General features: G+C 62.7%; 16 protein-coding genes. 9 read left to right on the top strand and 7 right to left on the bottom strand.

Going from position 1 to position 18,832, the window contains the following annotated elements:
- The first annotated feature begins 61 nt into the window (after positions 1-61).
- The 6 genes from rraA (at position 62) to C4Q26_RS03855 (ending at position 4,636) form a co-directional block, all read left to right on the top strand.
- Complete coding sequence (gene rraA / locus C4Q26_RS03880; protein WP_023379519.1) at positions 62-553, top strand: ribonuclease E activity regulator RraA; 492 nt, start codon at positions 62-64, stop codon at positions 551-553.
- Positions 554-580: 27 nt separating this feature from the next.
- On the top strand, positions 581-1,576 hold the full coding sequence (locus C4Q26_RS03875) for a CorA family divalent cation transporter (RefSeq protein ID WP_023379520.1): 996 nt from the start codon (positions 581-583) through the stop codon (positions 1,574-1,576).
- 141 nt (positions 1,577-1,717) lie between these two features.
- Positions 1,718-1,981, top strand: coding sequence for a hypothetical protein (locus C4Q26_RS03870; RefSeq protein WP_023379521.1), 264 nt, complete (start codon positions 1,718-1,720; stop codon positions 1,979-1,981).
- 2 nt (positions 1,982-1,983) lie between these two features.
- On the top strand, positions 1,984-2,808 hold the full coding sequence (locus C4Q26_RS03865; protein WP_023379522.1) for a mechanosensitive ion channel domain-containing protein: 825 nt from the start codon (positions 1,984-1,986) through the stop codon (positions 2,806-2,808).
- Positions 2,809-2,921: 113 nt separating this feature from the next.
- The gene (gene sigX, locus C4Q26_RS03860) at positions 2,922-3,488 is read left to right on the top strand and encodes an RNA polymerase sigma factor SigX (RefSeq protein ID WP_023379523.1); all 567 of its coding nucleotides are present in this window, start codon (positions 2,922-2,924) and stop codon (positions 3,486-3,488) included.
- A gap of 110 nt (positions 3,489-3,598) precedes the next feature.
- A complete protein-coding gene (locus C4Q26_RS03855) occupies positions 3,599-4,636 on the top strand; it encodes an OmpA family protein (protein WP_023379524.1) in 1,038 nt (345 codons plus the stop codon).
- A gap of 88 nt (positions 4,637-4,724) precedes the next feature.
- Here the strand turns inward: C4Q26_RS03855 and cobA are convergent, their stop codons facing one another.
- The 5 genes from cobA to C4Q26_RS03830 all read right to left on the bottom strand — a co-directional run bounded on the left by cobA (position 4,725) and on the right by C4Q26_RS03830 (position 10,399).
- Positions 4,725-5,465, bottom strand: a complete 741-nt coding sequence (gene cobA, locus C4Q26_RS03850; RefSeq protein ID WP_023379525.1) for a uroporphyrinogen-III C-methyltransferase — start codon at positions 5,463-5,465, stop codon at positions 4,725-4,727.
- Between the two features lie 25 nt (positions 5,466-5,490).
- Positions 5,491-7,161 (bottom strand): bifunctional protein-serine/threonine kinase/phosphatase, encoded by a 1,671-nt coding sequence (locus C4Q26_RS03845; RefSeq protein WP_104882793.1) that lies wholly within the window; start codon positions 7,159-7,161, stop codon positions 5,491-5,493.
- A 7-nt stretch (positions 7,162-7,168) separates the two neighbouring features.
- A complete protein-coding gene (locus C4Q26_RS03840; protein WP_023379527.1) occupies positions 7,169-8,380 on the bottom strand; it encodes a NarK/NasA family nitrate transporter in 1,212 nt (403 codons plus the stop codon).
- Positions 8,381-8,597: 217 nt separating this feature from the next.
- Positions 8,598-9,173, bottom strand: a complete 576-nt coding sequence (locus C4Q26_RS03835; RefSeq protein WP_023379528.1) for an ANTAR domain-containing response regulator — start codon at positions 9,171-9,173, stop codon at positions 8,598-8,600.
- An 11-nt stretch (positions 9,174-9,184) separates the two neighbouring features.
- Positions 9,185-10,399, bottom strand: a complete 1,215-nt coding sequence (locus C4Q26_RS03830) for a CmpA/NrtA family ABC transporter substrate-binding protein (protein ID WP_104882792.1) — start codon at positions 10,397-10,399, stop codon at positions 9,185-9,187.
- A 127-nt stretch (positions 10,400-10,526) separates the two neighbouring features.
- Between C4Q26_RS03830 and C4Q26_RS03825 the strand changes: the two genes are divergently transcribed.
- Entirely contained in the window at positions 10,527-11,552 is a 1,026-nt protein-coding gene (locus C4Q26_RS03825; protein WP_023379530.1) for a quinone-dependent dihydroorotate dehydrogenase, read from the top strand.
- 100 nt (positions 11,553-11,652) lie between these two features.
- Here C4Q26_RS03825 and rmf read toward each other — a convergent pair whose 3' ends face one another.
- The gene (gene rmf / locus C4Q26_RS03820; protein ID WP_003248687.1) at positions 11,653-11,868 is read right to left on the bottom strand and encodes a ribosome modulation factor; all 216 of its coding nucleotides are present in this window, start codon (positions 11,866-11,868) and stop codon (positions 11,653-11,655) included.
- Positions 11,869-12,428: 560 nt separating this feature from the next.
- On the opposite strand from rmf, the gene rlmKL reads away from it, so the two are divergent.
- Both rlmKL and C4Q26_RS03810 read left to right on the top strand, forming a co-directional pair.
- The gene (gene rlmKL, locus C4Q26_RS03815; protein ID WP_104882006.1) at positions 12,429-14,621 is read left to right on the top strand and encodes a bifunctional 23S rRNA (guanine(2069)-N(7))-methyltransferase RlmK/23S rRNA (guanine(2445)-N(2))-methyltransferase RlmL; all 2,193 of its coding nucleotides are present in this window, start codon (positions 12,429-12,431) and stop codon (positions 14,619-14,621) included.
- A gap of 94 nt (positions 14,622-14,715) precedes the next feature.
- Positions 14,716-17,109: a diguanylate cyclase gene (locus C4Q26_RS03810; RefSeq protein ID WP_027907808.1), complete on the top strand. Its 2,394-nt coding sequence runs from the start codon at positions 14,716-14,718 to the stop codon at positions 17,107-17,109.
- Positions 17,110-17,276: 167 nt separating this feature from the next.
- On the opposite strand, the gene dacB is transcribed toward C4Q26_RS03810, so the two are convergent.
- Entirely contained in the window at positions 17,277-18,740 is a 1,464-nt protein-coding gene (gene dacB, locus C4Q26_RS03805; protein WP_023379533.1) for a D-alanyl-D-alanine carboxypeptidase/D-alanyl-D-alanine-endopeptidase, read from the bottom strand.
- Positions 18,741-18,832: the final 92 nt, after the last annotated feature.

The raw sequence follows: 18,832 nt of genomic DNA, 5'->3' as shown, positions 1-18,832 counted from the left end.
TGCCTCCCCGGTGTAGCCTTGCGTGATCTACCGCTTTCGTTGTGACTGACAGGAGCTTCCCATGCAGCATTACGTAACGCCCGACCTGTGCGACGCCTACCCGGACCTGGTCCAGGTGCTGGAACCCATGTTCAGCAACTTCGGTGGCCGCGATTCCTTCGGCGGCCAGATCGTCACCATCAAGTGCTTCGAAGACAACTCGCTGGTCAAGGAGCAGGTCGAGCTCGATGGCAAGGGCAAGGTGCTGGTGGTCGATGGCGGCGGTTCGCTGCGCCGTGCACTGCTCGGTGACATGCTGGCCGAGAAAGCCGCCAAGAACGGTTGGGAGGGCCTGGTGATCTATGGCTGCGTGCGAGACGTGGACGTGCTGATCCAGACCGATGTCGGCGTGCAAGCCTTGGCCAGCCACCCGATGAAGACCGACAAGCGTGGCATTGGCGATCTCAACGTGCCGGTGACTTTCGCCGGGGTGACCTTCCGCCCAGGTGAATACGTGTACGCCGACAACAACGGCGTGATCGTTTCGCCAAGCCCGCTGAAAATGCCGGAGTGATGCGCCGCGCGCGCTGATGGAGTGTCGATGTTAGAGGAAGACAACGCGCAGTGGGGGCTGGTGCATGCCCTGGTGCTCGATGGCAAAGGCGGCGCGCGCTCGATCGCCCGTACCGAACTGGACGGGCTGCAGTTGCAGCCGCAGGAAAGCCTCTGGCTGCACTGGGACCGAAGCCATCCGCAGACACGTACCTGGCTGTTGCACGACAGTGGCCTGAGCGAGTTCGCCTGCGACCTGTTGCTGGAAGAGAACACCCGTCCGCGGTTGTTGCCGCTGGCCAGCGAGCAGTTGCTGCTGTTCCTGCGTGGGGTCAACCTCAACCCAGGTGCAGAACCCGAAGACATGGTTTCCGTGCGCATCTTCGCCGAAGCGCAGCGGGTGATTTCCCTGCGCTTGCGGCCTTTGCGCGCCAGCGACGAGATTCTCCAGCACCTGGCCGAGGGCAGGGGGCCCAAGTCGGCGTCCGAACTGTTGCTGTTGATGGGAGAGCTGTTGACGGAAAAGGTTCAGGGGCTGGTCAGCGACCTTTCCGAGTGGGTCGACAACGAAGAAGAAAAGGTCGAGTCCGACGAACGGTACTCGCCCGAACAGGCCAGCCTGCAGCAAATCCGCCGTCGCGCCGCCGCCCTGCGCCGTTTTCTCGCCCCGCAGCGAGACATCTACGCGCAGTTGTCGCGCAGCAAGTGGAGTTGGTTCGCCGACGCCGACGCCGATTACTGGAACGAGTTGAACAACAGCTTGATCCGCTACCTGGAAGAGCTCGAACTGACCCGCGAACGTGCCGCGTTGGTACTCGAAAGCGAGGACAGACGCCGCAGTGAGCGGATGAACCGGACCATGTACCGGTTCGGCATCATCACCTGCATCTTTCTGCCGATGAGCTTCATCACTGGGTTGCTCGGTATCAACGTGGGCGGTATTCCGGGGGCGGAAAACCCCTACGGCTTCCTGTTTGCCTGCATCGTCGTGCTCGGGTTGGCGGTGGGGCAGTGGTGGCTGTTCCGGCGGTTGCGGTGGGTCTAGTCGTGCACGGGGCGTATCGCACCTACAGCGAGGCGCCGGCGATCCGGCCGCTGCGCACTCATTTTGAAATACCCACAGCGCCAGTCAGTGTGACCCATCGTCCTGCGCCCTCGTCTCTGACTGACACTGCGTGAGGTGCCTATGCACGATCCGTTCGAAGAATCCCTGCGTGACCTGCTCAAGGCGTCGCCGTCCGGTAAGGACCGTGACGATGCCGCGTGCCTGGGTCGCGTCCTGAAAACCGCCAACCGTCAGGTGGGCGCGGGTGATCTGTTCAGCCTCCTGGGCCGCTGGAGCCAGGCGTTGATGATTGCCGTGAACAATGGCTCGGCGCATGTCGCGCCTGTTCGTAGAAACTCTACCCGCAACGCTGCCGGTGGCAGCAAAGCAGATAAGGCCGATTGAATATGGAACTCGATCTCTGGACCCAGAGCCTGGTCACTGCGATGACCGCCCTTTGGACCAAGGTGGCGAACTTCATCCCGAACCTGTTCGGTGCCCTGGTCGTCGTGCTGCTTGGTTTCGTCGTGGCCAAGCTGCTCGACACATTGCTGTCCAAGCTACTGGCCAAGTTCGGCCTGGACCGTCTGATGGCCGGTACCGGCCTGACCAAGATGCTCAGTCGCACCGGTATCCAGGTGCCGATCTCGACCCTGATCGGCAAGATCGTGTACTGGTTCGTGCTGTTGATTTTCCTGGTGTCCGCCGCCGAATCCCTGGGGCTCGAGCGGGTTTCGGCTACCCTCGACATGCTCGCGCTGTACCTGCCCAAGGTGTTTGGCGCGGCGCTGGTGCTGCTGGCGGGTGTGCTGCTGGCGCAAGTAGCCAATGGCCTGGTGCGCGGTGCCGCGGAAGGCATCGGGCTGGAATATTCCGCAGGGCTTGGGCGTATCACCCAAGGCCTGGTGATCATCATCAGCATCTCGGTGGCCATCAGTCAGCTGGAGGTGAAAACCGACCTGCTCAACCACGTGATCGTCATCGGGCTGATTACCGTTGGTCTGGCAATCGCGTTGGCGATGGGCCTCGGCAGCCGCGAGATCGCCGGACAGATTCTGGCCGGGATCTACGTGCGCGAACTCTATCAGGTCGGCCAGCATGTGCGGATTGGAGAGGTCGAAGGGCAGATCGAGGAAATCGGTACGGTCAAGACGACGGTGCTGACCGATGATGGCGAATTGGTGTCGATGTCTAACCGTGAACTACTTGAGCAGCGTGTCAATAGCCGCTAACCGCACAAAAGCTGTTAATGTATGCCGCCGCGAAAATCGGCCCATGGGGCTAAGCGGCGACATTGACCTGACTGTCGGCCAGATCCGTTTTGAATAAAGTTCATTCGCCGCCCATGCGTTATGACCCCCGCGAGCTCACGGACGAGGAGTTGGTGGCGCGTTCGCATGAGGAGCTGTATCACGTAACTCGCGCCTATGAGGAACTCATGCGGCGCTACCAACGGACCCTGTTCAACGTCTGTGCGCGTTACTTGGGGAACGATCGGGATGCCGACGATGTCTGTCAGGAGGTGATGCTGAAGGTGCTGTACGGTTTGAAGAACTTCGAGGGCAAATCCAAGTTCAAGACCTGGCTCTACAGCATTACCTACAACGAGTGCATCACCCAGTACCGCAAGGAGCGCCGCAAGCGTCGGTTGATGGATGCCTTGAGCCTGGACCCTGTTGAAGAGGCGTCCGAAGACAAGGCGCCGAAACCGGAAGAAAAGGGCGGGCTGGACAAGTGGCTCGTGCATGTGAACCCGATCGACCGGGAGATCCTGGTGCTGCGATTTGTCGCAGAACTGGAGTTTCAGGAGATCGCCGATATCATGCACATGGGCTTGAGCGCAACAAAAATGCGGTACAAGCGCGCGCTAGACAAGCTTCGGGAGAAATTTGCCGGGTTGAGTGAAACTTAGCCGTGTACAAATGTCTCTAACGAATCGGCAAGTTCTGCTAGACTTGCCGTCGAGTTGTCCCCCGGATGTTGGTGGGACTGCTTAACTATCATCAGATGGGGATTTAACGGATGAAATTGAAAAACACCTTGGGCTTGGCCATTGGCTCGCTCGTAGCTGCTACTTCGTTCGGTGCTCTGGCCCAAGGCCAAGGCGCTGTCGAAATCGAAGGCAACGTCACCAAGCAGTACTACGACAGCGAGCGTAACTTCAAGAACGACGGCACCAATCCTGGTGTTCGCCTGGGTTACTTCCTGACCGACGACGTCTCCCTGGATCTGGGTTACAACGAGACTCACAACGCTCGTGGCGAAGTCTTCAACAAGGACATCAAGGGTTCCAAGACCAAGCTCGACGCTACCTACCACTTCGGTACCGTAGGCGATGCTCTGCGTCCGTACGTCTCTGCCGGTTTCGCTCACGAGAGCCTGGGTCAGGCTACCCGTAGCGGCCGTGACCACTCCACCTTCGCCAACGTTGGCGCTGGCGCCAAGTGGTACATCACCGACATGTTCTTCGCCCGTGCTGGCGTTGAAGCCATGTACAACATCGACAACGGCAACACCGAGTGGGGTCCGACCGTTGGTCTGGGTCTGAACTTCGGTGGTAGCGGTGGCAAGGTTGCCGCAGCGCCTGCTCCAGTTGCCGAAGTCTGCTCCGACAGCGACAACGACGGTGTTTGCGACAACGTCGACAAGTGCCCTGACACCCCGGCCAACGTTACCGTTGACGCCGACGGCTGCCCGGCTGTTGCCGAAGTCGTTCGCGTTGAGCTGGACGTCAAGTTCGACTTCGACAAGTCGGTCGTCAAGCCAAACAGCTACGGCGACATCAAGAACCTGGCTGACTTCATGAAGCAGTACCCACAGACCACCACCGTGGTTGAAGGTCACACTGACTCCGTGGGCCCAGACGCTTACAACCAGAAGCTGTCCGAGCGTCGCGCCAACGCTGTCAAGCAGGTCCTGACCCAGCAGTACGGCGTAGAATCCAGCCGTGTTGACTCGGTTGGCTACGGCGAAACCCGTCCGGTTGCCGACAACGCCACCGAAGAAGGCCGCGCTATCAACCGTCGCGTTGAAGCTCAGGTAGAAGCCCAGGCCAAGTAATTGGTTTGACGTTTCATGAAAAACCCGGCCTCGGCCGGGTTTTTCTTTGCCTGCAATTTCAGTTGCCTCACCGTCGGCACTCGGCACATCAGCCGGCCATGACCCGCAGCGCGCGCGCCACCTGCTCGCCAACGACCTCGCCTATCACCAGAATTGCCGGGCTGCTTAACCCGAACCCTTGTGCGTCCTCCACCATTCTCAGCAGATCGCTGCGACACTCCCGTTGCGTTGGCAGCGAGGCATTCTCGATCATCGCCACCGGCATTGTCGGTGTCATGCCGCCATCTAGCAGCCCGCGGCGGATCTCTGCAAGCCGAGCCACGCCCATGTACACCACCAGTGTCGTTCCGCCCTGTGCCAGTGCTGCCCAATTCAGCTCGCTGTCATCCTGGGTATGGGCGGTTACCAGCGTCACTCCTCGGCTCACGCCACGCGAGGTGAGGGATATGCCGCACTGCGTCGCCCCAGCAAGCCCCGCCGTGATGCCGTTGACTACCTCCACGTCGATGCCGTGCCGCTGCAACCACAAGGCTTCTTCGCCACCTCGGCCGAAAATGCAAGGGTCGCCACCCTTGAGTCGTACCACGCAACGACCCTGGCGAGCGTGGCGCAGCATCAGGCGCTGGATGAATGCCTGGGGCGTGGAGCGGCAGCCTCCGCGCTTGCCAACGGCAATGACGCGGGCCTGTGGGCAATACTCCAGTACTGCCGGGTTGACCAGGTCGTCGATCATCACCACCTCGGCCTGGCGCAGTGCGCGTACGGCTTTGAGCGTAAGCAGTTCGGGGTCTCCAGGGCCAGCGCCGACCAGCCAGACTTTCGCATTCATCGGGTGTTCCTCATCGGTAATGGGTTCAGCCCTTGAGCAGGGCGAGCAGCAAGATCAGGTTCAATAGCAAGGACAGTAGCGCCAAGGTTCGCCAGAGCTTGAGGGGTTCCCGCTCCAGGAGCGGTCGATTGCGGCTCGGCAGTTCCTGACGGTCGCCGCGCTCAAGCAGCAGAAGCCACTGTTCGGCGGTCTCGAAGCGTTGTTTCGGATCGGCCGCTACTGCTTGTTGCAGGTTGTGTTGCAGCCATTCCGGCAGATCGGGCCGATATCGCGATGCGTTGATCGCAGTGCCGAAGCGCGGGCGTTGAAAGGCCTCCACTTCACCGTAGGGGTAATGCCCGGTCAGCAACCGATACAGCGTCACACCGACGGCGTAGAGGTCTTGCTGCGGGCTGGGAGGGTGGCCGTCGAACGCTTCGGGTGCGATGAACGAGGGCGTGCCCGGCAAGTCATGGTCTGGTGCTTCGCAGAGGCCCGGGCAGTAGGCCAGGCCGAAGTCCAGAAGACGCAGCTGGCCGTCTTCTCCCAACAGCAGGTTTTCCGGTTTTATATCGCGGTGCAGCAGGTTGCGCCGATGCAGCACGCCGACCGCCTGCAGCAGTTGGCGCGCAACTTCGAGCCACTGCGAGAGCGGCAGGGGGCCTTGTGTTTGCAGCATGCTAGCCAGGCTTTGGCCGCGGTGCTCGCGCATGACGTAGTAAAGGTGCTGGCGCTGGCTGGCCGCATGCACTTCGGGAAAGTGACGCCCGGCGACGCGGCGCAGGAACCATTCCTCCGTGAGCAACCCTTGCGCGGCACCTGGCTCCTGCTCGCGTGCCGCGGGCAAGGTCTTCAGTAGCCACGCCTGGCCCTGGCTATCGCGCACCCGATAGAGCAGGGACTGGCGGCTGTGCGCCAGCAAGGTCTCGACCTGCCAGCCGTCGAGCGACTGGCCTTCGCGCAAGGGGCCAGGCACTGGCCATTGCTGCAACTGGGCCAGGGTGTCACCCAGGTTACTTGCGCCCAGTTGCTCGACGCGCACCAGCAAAGCGCTGGCGTTGTCCTGGCTGCCATTGTGGTGTGCGCTGGCAACCAAGGTTTCGGCGGCCAGCTGCAGGTCGGGTTGCTCGCGCAGCACCGCCAGAATGTGCTGGTCGCCCAGGCTGGCCCAGACACCGTCGCTCAGCAGCAGGAAGCACTCGCCCGCCTGTAACTCGCCTTCCAGGTAATCGACCAGCAGGTGCTGGTCCAGGCCCAGTGCGCGCTTGAGCACATGCTGCATGCCGGGTTGGTCCCAGACGTGGTCTTCGGTCAGGCATTGCAACTGGCCGTTGTACCAACGGTAGGCGCGGCAATCGCCTACGTGGGCAAGGGTGAAACGGCGTCCGCGCAGCACCAGCGCGCTCAGGGTGGTCAACAAGGGCTGACCGCGGCCTTGGGCGCGCAGCCAGCGATTCTGTGCCAGCAGCAGACGGTCCAGGGCCTGGGCCACGCCCCAGGTAGCGGGCGTGGCGTAGTAGTCCATCGCCAGCGCCTGCAAACTGGCCCTGGCCGCAAGGCCGCCGTCGGCGCATTGGCTGACACCGTCCGCCAGGGCGAACAGAAAACCCTTGCTGGCGGCCAGTTCCGGGGCCGGGGTTACCAGGCGCAGGGCGTCCTGGTTCTCTTCTCGTGGCCCGGTGGCGCTGGCTTGGGCGAAACGCAGTAGCAGGCTCATCGGGGGCTCAGACCCGCGCCGCAGTCATTGCGGCAGAACCCCAGGTGGTGCGCCAGCGGCGTTTGACGCCGTGCAGGCCGAACCAGGCCAGCAGGCCCAGACTGGCGAACAGCCACAAGCCAAGCTGGTAGTCGCCGGTGTGCTGCTTGATGGTGCCCAACCCGGCAGCGAGCAGGAAGCCGCCGATGCCGCCCGCCATGCCAATCAGCCCGGTCATGACACCGATCTCCTGGCGGAAGCGTTGTGGCACGAGTTGGAAAACCGCACCGTTGCCGGCCCCAAGGCCAAGCATGGCGCTGACGAACAGGGCCAGGGCGGCAGCTGAGCTTGGCAGGTTGAAGCCGACCGCGGCGATGCAGATGGCTGCCACGCTGTACATCGCCAGCAGCGTACGAATACCGCCGAAACGGTCGGCGAAGGCTCCGCCCAGCGGGCGCATCAGGCTGCCGGCGAACACGCAGGCGGCGGTGTAGTAGCCTGCGGTGACCGGGCTCAGGCCATACTGGTCGCTGAAGTAGCCGGGCAGGGTGCTGGCCAGGCCGATGAAGCCGCCGAAGGTGACGCTGTAGAAGAACATGAACCACCAGCTGTCGCGATCACCCAGAGCCTTGAGGTAATCGGCCATGGCTTTGGGTTTTGGCCGTTCTGGTGCGTTGCGGGCCAGGAGGGCGAACAGCACCAGTGTCAGTGCCAGCGGAATCAGGGCGAAACCGAACACGTTGTTCCAGCCGAAACCTGCTGCCAGTGCCGGTGCCAGCAGCGCGGCGAACACGGTGCCGGAGTTGCCGGCGCCGGCAATGCCCATGGCTTTGCCTTGGTGCTGGGGTGGATACCATTGCGAGGCCAGGGGCAGCGAGACGGCGAACGAAGCACCGGCAAAGCCCAGGAAAACGCCCAGCAGCAGGGCCTGTTCGTAGCTGCGCACGCCAAGGAACCACGCTCCGGCCAGGGCGGCGATGACCACCACCTGGCCGATCAGGCCAGCGGTCTTGGGCGAAAGGCGGTCGACCAACATGCCCATGGCGAAGCGCAATACCGCCCCAGCCAGAATCGGTGTGGCCACCATCAGGCCTCGTTGCTGGGCGCTCAGTTGCAGGTCGGTGGCAATTTGCACGGCCAGTGGGCCTAGCAGGTACCAAACCATGAAGCTCAGGTCGAAGTACAGGAATGCAGCGAACAGGGTGGGCACGTGCCCGGATTTCCAGAAGCTGGTACTCATTTGAACACCTCACTCGGCAAAGCAACGGAAATGAAAAAGACGCCGCTACCCGTTCCACTGGTCTGTGGAGGGGAGGCGACGTCTTTGTCGGGATTTGTGGGCAACCGCCGTTGGCTACCGGTAGGAATTCTTCAGCAAGAGGCGGGCCAAGTCTGGACGTGGGTTGGTCGCGATGAGGCCGGGGCCAGCAGCGCAGTGCCTTGCCCCAGGCGCCTGACTAACCAAGCATCTCGTGCATGGCAATGATCTGCTCGGCCACCTGGATCAGCTTCTGTTGGCGGCTCATGGCCTGGCGGCGCATCAGCGTGTAGGCCTGTTCCTCGTTGCAGTCCTTCATCTTCATCAGCAGGCCCTTAGCCTGTTCGATGCGCTTGCGTTCGGCCAGCTGCTGGTCACGCGCCAGCAACTGGGCCTTGAGCGCCTGGTCGCTTTCGAAACGGGCCATGGCGACATCTAGAATGGGCTGGAGCCGCGCGGCATGGATGCCTTCGACGATGTAGGCGCTGACCCCGGCCTTGATCGCCTGGCGCATGACGCCGGGGTCATGTTCGTCGGTGAACAGCACGATTGGCCGTGGTTGATCGCGGCTGACCAGCACCACCTGCTCCATGACATCGCGGTCCGGGGAGTCGGTGTCGATCAACACCACGTCCGGGTGCACCGTTTCGACGCAGGCGGGCAGGTCGATGGTCAGCCCTGGGGCTTCGATCACCTCGAAGCCGGCCTCGCTCAGCGCGGCCTTGAGGCGGCCGACTTTTTTTTGCGTGTCGTCGATCAGCAGGATGCGTAGCATGTTCGTCACCCTCACAGACCGATACGGGCGCCGCGGGCATCGCCCAGGGCGTGCAGGCGGAAGCTGCGGGCGTAGGCGTGGGGGTTGCTACCGTCCCAGCGGATTCCGTCGATCAGCAGGCTGCTGCGCATGGCGGGTGCATCGCAGGGCACGCCTATGGCATTCGCGGCGTCCCGATATACGTCTAGTTGCTGCACCTGGCGGGCCACGGCAAGGTAGTCGGGGTCTTCGCGCAGCAGGCCCCAGCGGCGGAACTGGGTCATGAACCACATGCCGTCGGACAGGTAGGGCAAGTTGGCCCGTCCCTCGTCGAACAGGCGCAGGGCGTGTCGGTCCTGCCAGTGGTTGCCAAGGCCATCCTGGTAGTCGCCAAGCAAGCGCGGCTCGATGCGTTCCAGGGGCGTGTCCAGGTACGCGCTGCCGCTGAGCAGTTGCGCGGTGCCATGGCGGTTCTCCTGGCTCTGCTCGATGAAGCGGCTGGCGGCCAACACCGCCTTGACCAGCGCGCGGGCACTGTTGGGGTACTGTTCGACGAAGGCGCGTGCGCAGCCCAGGACTTTCTCGGGGTGGTCCGGCCAGATCGACTGGCTGGTTGCCAGGGTGAAGCCCTGGCCTTTGGCCACGGCGTCGGCCGACCAGGGCTCGCCGACGCAGAACCCGTCGATGCGACCGGCCTGAACGTGCGCGACCATTTGCGCAGGGGGCACCACCACGCTGTTCACGTCGTCCAGCGGATGAATACCCTGGCTTGCCAGCCAGTAGTACAGCCACATGGCATGGGTGCCGGTGGGGAAGGTCTGGGCGAAGGTCAGGCGCGCGCCTTTTTGGTGCACCAGGCGCGCCAATGCTTCAGGGTTGGTCACGCCCTTGCGTTGCAGGGCCGGGGAGAGATTGATGGCCTGGGCGTTCTGGTTCAAGCCCATGAGCACCGCCATGGCGCTGGCCGGTACGCCGCCGATCCCCAGGTGAACTGCGTATATCAGGCCGTACAGGCAATGCGCGGCATCCAGCTCGCCGCTGACCAGTTTGTCGCGCAGTCCTGCCCAGGAGCCCTGGCGCTTGAGGTTCAGGGTCAGGCCATGTTGTTGGGCGAAGCCCTGGGTGGCTGCGACCACTACCGATGCGCAGTCGGTCAGGGCCATGAAGCCGATGTTCAGGCTGGGCTTTTCCGGCGCGTCACTGCCGTTCACCCATGCCAAGGGCATTGCCGGGGGTACTGTGTTCACAAGATTCCTCGCCCGTACTGAATAGGCTGTGTCAGGCAATCGAAGCAACCGATGTGCCAAGGCCCTGTCATGCCGGGCGCGCGCTGGCTATAATCGCCACCTCACTCACCGCGAGTCTTGCCCGCCCATGTATACCCTGGCCCGCCAGCTGCTGTTCAAGCTTTCCCCGGAAACCTCCCACGACTTGTCCCTGGACCTGATTGGCGCCGGTGGCCGCCTCGGTCTCAACGGCCTGCTGTGCAAGCAACCAGCGGCGTTGCCGGTGACCGTCATGGGCTTGAACTTCGCCAACCCGGTGGGCCTGGCCGCCGGCCTGGACAAGAACGGCGCAGCCATCGACGGCTTTGCCCAGTTGGGTTTCGGCTTCGTCGAGATCGGCACCGTGACTCCGCGTCCGCAGCCAGGCAATCCCAAGCCGCGGCTGTTCCGTCTGCCGGAGGCGACGGCGATCATCAACCGCATGGGCTTCAACAACCTGGGGGTCGACCACTTGCTCGAGCGCGTGCGTGCTTCGCGTTACGACGGTGTGCTGGGCATCAACATCGGCAAGAACTTCGATACCCCGGTCGAGCGTGCGGTCGACGACTACCTGATCTGCCTGGAAAAGGTCTACCGCGAGGCCAGCTACATCACGGTCAACGTCAGCTCGCCGAACACCCCCGGCCTGCGCAGCCTGCAGTTCGGCGACTCGCTCAAGCAGTTGCTCGGTACCTTGGCCGAGCGTCGCGAGAAACTCGCGGTCGAGCATGGCAAGCGTGTACCGCTGGCCATCAAGATCGCGCCGGACATGAGCGACGAGGAAACCGCCCAGGTGGCTGGCGCGTTGGTCGAATCGGGTATGGACGCGGTCATCGCCACCAACACCACCCTGGGTCGTGAAGGCGTCGAGGGGTTGCCATACGGTGGTGAAGCCGGTGGTCTGTCGGGGGCGCCAGTGCTGCAAAAGAGCACTCATACGGTGAAGGTGTTGGCAGGGGAGCTGGCCGGCAAGTTGCCGATCATCGCGGCGGGCGGTATTACCGAAGGCCGTCACGCTGCCGAAAAAATCGCCGCGGGCGCAAGCCTGGTGCAAATTTACTCGGGGTTCATCTACAAAGGCCCTGCGCTGATCCGTGAGGCTGTCGACGCCATCGCTGCCATGCCCCGTACATAAAACGCGCGGGCATAAAAAAGGGCCCCTTGAAAGGGGCCCCTGGGCCTTAGCCCGCCGCCCGGATAGGGCGCGCATGGTAAATCGAATTCAGTGTCCTCGTTCAGCCAACGGCGTGATTTTCGTTGAGTCTATGGATGCCAGCGGTGCCAGTCATTCCGTCCCAGTTATCACCGCGACCTTCACGCCAGCCGTTGATCCAGGCTTGGCGAACAGAAGGAAGATTGAAGGGGCAAAGTTCGCGGGATTTGCCGGTGACCCCGTATTGGTAGCCACGTGAATATGCTCTTTCCAACGGATCACGCTTAAGTCTTCTCATAGGGTGTTGCCCTCACTTGTTGACTGTAATGTCCCGTCGGCCTCTCCGAGGCCGGGCAGAGTCTTTCTGCCGGTTTGCGCTCGCTGCCGGCGTGGCGAGCTGAAGATGCCGCCTCGTTGCGAAGCGGCCTGAGACCAGTTCTAACGAAAGCAGGTCACGGTGTGAATGACCGATTTGTCATAAGGACGTAACCTTTCCGAGGGTGAGGGGATAAGTAAATAAATGCGACTCAACCTTATTTGGCTTTGAGGCCGCTATGATCGGTGTTTGCCGATCGTTGACGTCATTTCGCCAGCGCTGCCGCGGGGTGACAGAAATATTCAGTAATGCGACGAAGGGTCACATTTGACTCCCAGGCGCTGGCATTTTTTGTACTGCTTGATGATCTAAGCTGTCCTCGTCACTGGCGAGCGGCCGATCAATCAGGCGGCCCGGCCTGTACCCGCGCATGTAGCGCAAGGGGCGGCCACCCGGACACCTGTTGGAAAGGGGTTCGGGCAAACATCGGCGGGGCGATGCGTCGCACCGTCACCTATTTAGCCCAAGGCTTTGGAATCCACATGTCGGACCGTTTCGAACTTTATCTCACCTGCCCCAAAGGCCTGGAAGGCCTGCTCGCCGATGAGGCCCGCGGCCTCGGCCTCGAAGAGGTGCGCGAGCATACCTCGGCCATTCGCGGCGTCGCCGACATGGAAACCGCCTACCGCCTGTGCATCTGGTCGCGCCTGGCCAACCGCGTGCTGCTGGTGCTCAAGCGCTTCGCCATGAAGAATGCCGACGACCTCTACGATGGCGTGCACGCCGTGGATTGGGCTGACCATCTGGCCGCAGACGGCACTTTGGCGGTCGAGTTCAGCGGCCATGGCTCGGGTATCGACAATACCCACTTCGGTGCGCTCAAGGTCAAGGATGCCATCGTTGACAAACTGCGCAACCGTGAAGGCCTGCGCCCTTCGGTCGAAAAGGTCGACCCTGATGTGCGTGTGCACCTGCGCCTGGACCGCGGCGAAGCGATCCTTTCGCTCGATCTGTCCGGCCACAGCCTCCATCAGCGTGGCTACCGCTTGCAGCAGGGCGCTGCGCCGCTGAAGGAGAACCTGGCGGCGGCCGTGCTGATCCGTGCCGGTTGGCCACGCATTGCCGCCGAAGGCGGCGCCCTGGCCGACCCGATGTGTGGTGTGGGCACCTTCCTGGTGGAAGCGGCCATGATCGCTGCCGATATCGCTCCCAACCTCAAGCGTGAACGCTGGGGTTTCAGCAACTGGCTTGGCCATGTGCCGGCGTTGTGGCGCAAAGTGCAGGAACAGGCGCAGGCCCGCGCCGAGGCGGGTTTGGCCAAGCCCCCACTGTGGATTCGCGGCTACGAAGCCGATCCTCGGTTGATCCAGCCGGGTCGCAACAACGTCGAACGTGCCGGCCTGGGCGACTGGGTGAAGATCTACCAGGGCGAAGTCGCCAGCTTCGAGCCGCGCCCCGACCAGAACCAGAAGGGCCTGGTCATCAGCAACCCGCCCTACGGTGAGCGCCTGGGTGACGAAGCCAGTTTGTTGTACCTCTACCAGAACCTCGGCGAGCGCCTGCGCCAGGCCTGCATGGGCTGGGAAGCGGCGGTATTCACCGGCGCACCTGAGTTGGGCAAGCGCATGGGCATTCGCAGCCACAAGCAGTACGCGTTCTGGAACGGAGCGTTGCCGTGCAAGCTGCTGCTGTTCAAGGTGCAGCCTGACCAGTTCGTCACCGGTGAGCGCCGCGAAGGCCCGGTCGATGGCGCTGAAGGTGGTCGCCAGGCTCCGGTGGCCAGTGAGCCTGCGCGGCTGTCGGAAGGCGCGCAGATGTTCGCTAATCGTCTGCAGAAAAACCTGAAGCAGCTGGGCAAGTGGGCGCGTCGCGAGCAGGTGGAATGCTACCGTCTGTACGATGCCGACATGCCTGAGTACGCCCTGGCCGTGGACCTCTACCAGAACTGGGTGCACGTTCAGGAATATGCGGCGCCGCGGTCGGTCGACCCGGAGAAGGCCCAGGCGCGCCTGCTCGATGCCTTGGCAGCCATCCCACAGGCGTTGGGTATCGATCCCCAGCGTGTGGTGCTCAAGCGTCGTGAGCGGCAAAGTGGCACTCGCCAATACGAGCGTCAGGCCACCGAGGGTCGCTTCCAGGAGGTCAACGAAGGTGGCGTCAAGCTGTTGGTCAACCTCACGGACTACCTGGACACTGGCCTGTTCCTCGACCATCGCCCGATGCGCATGCGCATCCAGCGCGAGGCGGCCGGCAAGCGCTTCCTCAACCTGTTCTGCTACACCGCCACGGCGACCGTGCATGCGGCCAAGGGCGGTGCGCGCAGCACCACCAGCGTCGACCTGTCGAAAACCTACCTCGACTGGGCGCGCCGCAACCTGTCGCTCAATGGCTTCTCCGAACGTAACCGCCTGGAACAAGGCGATGTGATGGCGTGGTTGGAGGGCAATCGTGACAGCTACGACCTCATCTTCATCGACCCGCCGACCTTCTCCAACTCCAAGCGGATGGAAGGGGTGTTCGACGTTCAACGTGACCACGTGCAGTTGCTTGACCTTGCCATGGCCCGTCTGGCACCGGGTGGCGTGTTGTACTTCTCCAACAACTTCCGCAAGTTCCAGCTCGATGAACACCTGGCCACGCGCTATGGGGTGGAGGAGATCACCGCGCAGACACTGGACCCGGATTTTGCCCGTAACAATCGCATTCACCGCGCCTGGCGCCTGCAATTGCGCTGATACGACGAGGAACGTTGCGCGGCTGATGGCCAATAGCTATAAATGAGCGCAGGGCTGGAAAATTCGCAGGACGCTGACGTGACGAGATTGCTTTATGTCCAAGGGTGGCGTGCATGCGAGGATCCTCGCCCTGTGCAGGGAGGTTGTGCCTGCCTGGGCCGTGGCGTTGGTGGCATTGGTGGCAGGCGGCCTGTTGTCGGCCGCCTTGGCGTTGGCCGCGCAGACATTCTATAAACAACAACTGCGCCAGCGTTTCGACCTGCTGGCCAGTGAGCGTTACAGTCGAATTGCCGAGCGTTTCGAAGACCAGCAGCAGCGCCTGGACGGCCTGCGGCGTTTTTTCAGCTTCTCCAGCGAAATAACCCCCCGCGAATTCGATGGCTATGCCCGGCCATTGCTGCTGCGCACGCAAGTCTACTCCTGGGCTCCGCGCGTGGAGGCGGCGCAGCGTGCCGAGTTCGAGCGCCGTGCCAGCGCCTGGCTCGGGCAGCCCTACCAGATCCGTGAACGGGATGCCCAAGGCAATTGGCATCCCGCGCCGCCACGCGATTACTACTTTCCGGTGCTCTATACCCAGGCAGCCAACATGGACGGTCAACCCTATGGGCTGGACCTGCGCAGCCAGCCTGAGCGCGAGGCGACGCTGGCGCGTGCCGTGGTGCCGGGCAGCATGGCGGTATCGTCACCGCTGAACATGATCAATGTCGCGCCGGACTATACCCGGGGGTTGCTGATGGTGGCACCGGTGTTCTCCGATAACGCAGCCGACGGACCTCCGTCCGGTTACGTGATGGCGTTGTTGAGCATGCGCCAGTTGATCACCGAAGGTCTTCCGGCGGTAGCCAACGACAATCTGGTGGTCCGGATCGTCGACCCCACTGGCACCGGTGGCCAGGAAGTGCTGTTCGACTCGCAGAACCCGGTTGCGCCCCTGCCGCTGGGTAGCAGCCAGTTGCTGCACCTGGCCGATCACGACTACCAGATCGATATCCGCCCCAGCATGGCCTTCCTCAAGGCCAACCGCTCCTCGGCGGCGCTCGGGATCGGCCTGCTGGGTGGATTGCTGAGTGTGTTGCTCAGTGCCTTGCTGTACAGCTTGTTCAGTCAGCGGCAACGAGCATTGGCGCTGGTCGAGCAGCGCACCGCCGAACTGCGGGTGAGCGAGCAGACGCTGCGCGGTACCCACAACCAGTTACGCAGCATATTGGATGCGGCGACCCAGGTGGCGATCATCGCCACCAGTCTCAAGGGCGTGATCAGCACGTTCAATGCTGGCGCCGAAAGCATGCTGGGGTACTCGGCCAGCGAGGCGGTCGGCCATCTGCGGCTCGAGGATCTGGTTCTGCCCCAGGAGCTGCACCTGCGTGCCCACGCGCTGAGCGTGCGTTACGGGCGGGATATCGCGGGGGGGCAGGCCATGTTCGCCGAAACGGTGCAGGAGGCGGGTGGAGAACCTGGAGAGTGGACTTTGCGGCGCAAGGATGGCAGCCAGTTGGTGGCCAACATGCTGGTCACTGCGGTGCTTGACGAGCAGGGGCTGTGGGTCGGTTACCTGGCCATCTGCATCGATGTTACCGAAAGGCGGCGCGTGCACGAGGCGCTGGCACTGCGTGACAGGTTGCTGGAGAAGCTCAGTGCCGAAGTGCCAGGTGGGATTTATCAGTACCGCCTCGATGCCGATGGCCGTTCGTGCTTCCCGTATTCCAGTCAGGGGCTGTACGACATTTACGAAGTGGACCTTCAATTGCTGCGCGAAGATGCCTCCAAGGTGTTCGAGCGTATCCATCCCGATGACCTGGAGCGAGTGCGCCGCTCAGTGCTTTATTCGGCCGAGCATCTCACCCCGTGGCGTGAAGAGTATCGTGTCTGTTTGCCGCGCGCGGGGCTGCGCTGGGTGCGGGGCGAGGCGACGCCTGAAATAGGCGAGCAGGGGTGTACGCTGTGGCACGGCTATCTCACGGACATTTCCGACCTCAAGCGTGTGGAGGAGGAGCTCAGAACCTTGTCGGTGACCGATGCCCTCACCGGAATCCATAACCGGCGCTACTTCCAGGAACGGCTCAAGGTGGAGCTGGAGCGTGCCCAGCGCGATAACTTGGACCTGGCCGTGATCATGCTCGACATTGACCATTTCAAACGAATCAATGACCAGTTCGGCCATGCGGTGGGCGACCATGTGCTGCGCAGCCTGTGCCAGCGCATCGGCAACCGCTTGCGGCGTACCGATGTGTTTTGTCGTCTGGGTGGCGAGGAGTTCATGGTGCTGTGCCCGGGAAGCAACGCCGACCAGGCCTACCGTTTGGCGCTTGAACTGTGGCAGGGGGTACGCAATGTGCCGGTGGACGGTGTCGGCAGGGTGACTGCGAGTTTCGGGATTGCCGGATGGCGTTCAGGCGAGGCGGCCGATGCGTTGTTGTTGCGGGCGGATGCCGGGGTGTATGCGGCCAAACAGGCCGGGAGGGACCGGGTCGAGACGGAGCTGCCATGAGCGCCGCTGCTTGCTGCGGCGCCTTCTTGTAGGAGCGGGTTTACCCGCGAACACGGGCTAAGCCCGTGTCATCCACCGGGTTGCCTGATTCGTGGGTAAACCCGCTCTCACAGGCAAAGCGCGAGCGTCTAGGTGCTCCTGCACGGTCCATGCAGGAGCGCCGATGGTCACTGAGCGGTGGATGCCGTGCTGTTGGCGAGCTTGGGCTGGCGATACAGGTCCAGCAGAACCTGGTCCAGCACCTGCGAAGCACCCCATGGCTTTGGATCGTTGAGGATCGCCGCCACCGCCCAGGTATGGCCGTTGCTGTCGCGGCTGAAGCCGGCAATGGCACGTACGGTGTTCAGCGTACCGGTCTTGATGTGGGCCTCGCCGGTCATCGCCGTGCGTTTCAGGCGCTTGCGCATCGTGCCGTCCATACCCACCAGCGGCATCGAACTGATGAATTCGGCGGAGTAGGGGCTTTTCCAGGCGGCCTGAAGCAAGGCCGCCATCTCGCGGGTGCTCACGCGTTCGGCACGGGACAGACCAGAGCCGTTCTCCATGACCAGATGCGGCGCGGTGATGCCTTTTTTCGCCAGCCACTGGCGGACCACGCGTTGGGCTGCGCGGGCATCGTCACCGTCGGCATCGGTACGGAACTGTGCGCCGATGCTCAGGAACAACTGCTGGGCCATGGTGTTATTGCTGTACTTGTTGATGTCGCGGATCACTTCCACCAGGTCGGGGGAGAACGCCCGGGCCAGCAGACGCGCGCTCTTGGGTACGTTTTCGACGCGGTCGCGGCCCTGGATGCTGCCGCCCAGCTCGTTCCAGATCGCCCGCACGGCGCCGGCCGCGTAGGTCGGGTGATCGAGCAGGGACAGGTAGGTTTGCGAGTTGCAGCCGTCGCCGAGTTGGCCGCTGACCACCACGCTCAGGCCGTCGGGCTGGGCTACCGGGTTGTAGCGCACATCGCCGCTGCACTGTTTGGAGGCCACCGCCTTGACCTGGTTGTCGATACGGATGTTGGCAATCGGCGGCTCGACCGCGACGGTCACCTTGCCGCCATCGTTGCGGGCGACGAACCGCAGGGCCTTGAGGTTGACCAGCAGCGAATCGGGTTTGACCAGGAAGGGTTTGTTGACGTCACCGCCGTCATCATCGAACTGTGGCAGGTTCGGCTGGACGAAGTGGCTGCGGTCCAGCACCAGGTCGCCGGTAACCGTGCGCACGCCGTTGGCGCGCAAGTCACGCATCAGCAACCACAGTTTTTCCATGTTCAGCTTGGGGTCGCCGCCGCCCTTGAGGTACAGATTGCCGTTGAGCACGCCATTGCTCAGCGTGCCATCGGTGAAGAATTCGGTCTTCCACTGATAGGTCGGCCCAAGCAGCTCCAGGGCGGCATAGGTGGTGACCAGTTTCATGGTCGAAGCCGGGTTCACCGAAACATCGGCATTGAACACGGTTGGGGTACCGGGCCCATCCAGTGGCAGCATGACCAGCGACAGTGCCGAGTCCTGCAGTTTGTTGGCTTTGAGGGCCTGCTGGACCTTGGGAGGTAGGGTGGTGTTGACGGCTGCGGCCTGGCTGGGCAGTGCCAGAGGCAGAAGCAGGCCGGCGAGAACAAGGGGACGGAGCGTTTTGATCATGTTCGATAAGTACCCTGCGCACGAGGGGAATGATAGCGGGGCTGTAAAAGATGATGGCCCCAGGACGACATACGAGTGCGCATTATGCCCCA

Source organism: Pseudomonas sp. SWI44 (assembly GCF_002947915.1).
Classification (GTDB): domain Bacteria; phylum Pseudomonadota; class Gammaproteobacteria; order Pseudomonadales; family Pseudomonadaceae; genus Aquipseudomonas; species Aquipseudomonas taiwanensis.
The sequence above is the reverse complement of the archived record's forward strand: the minus strand, read 5'-3'. Positions and strand labels throughout refer to the sequence as shown.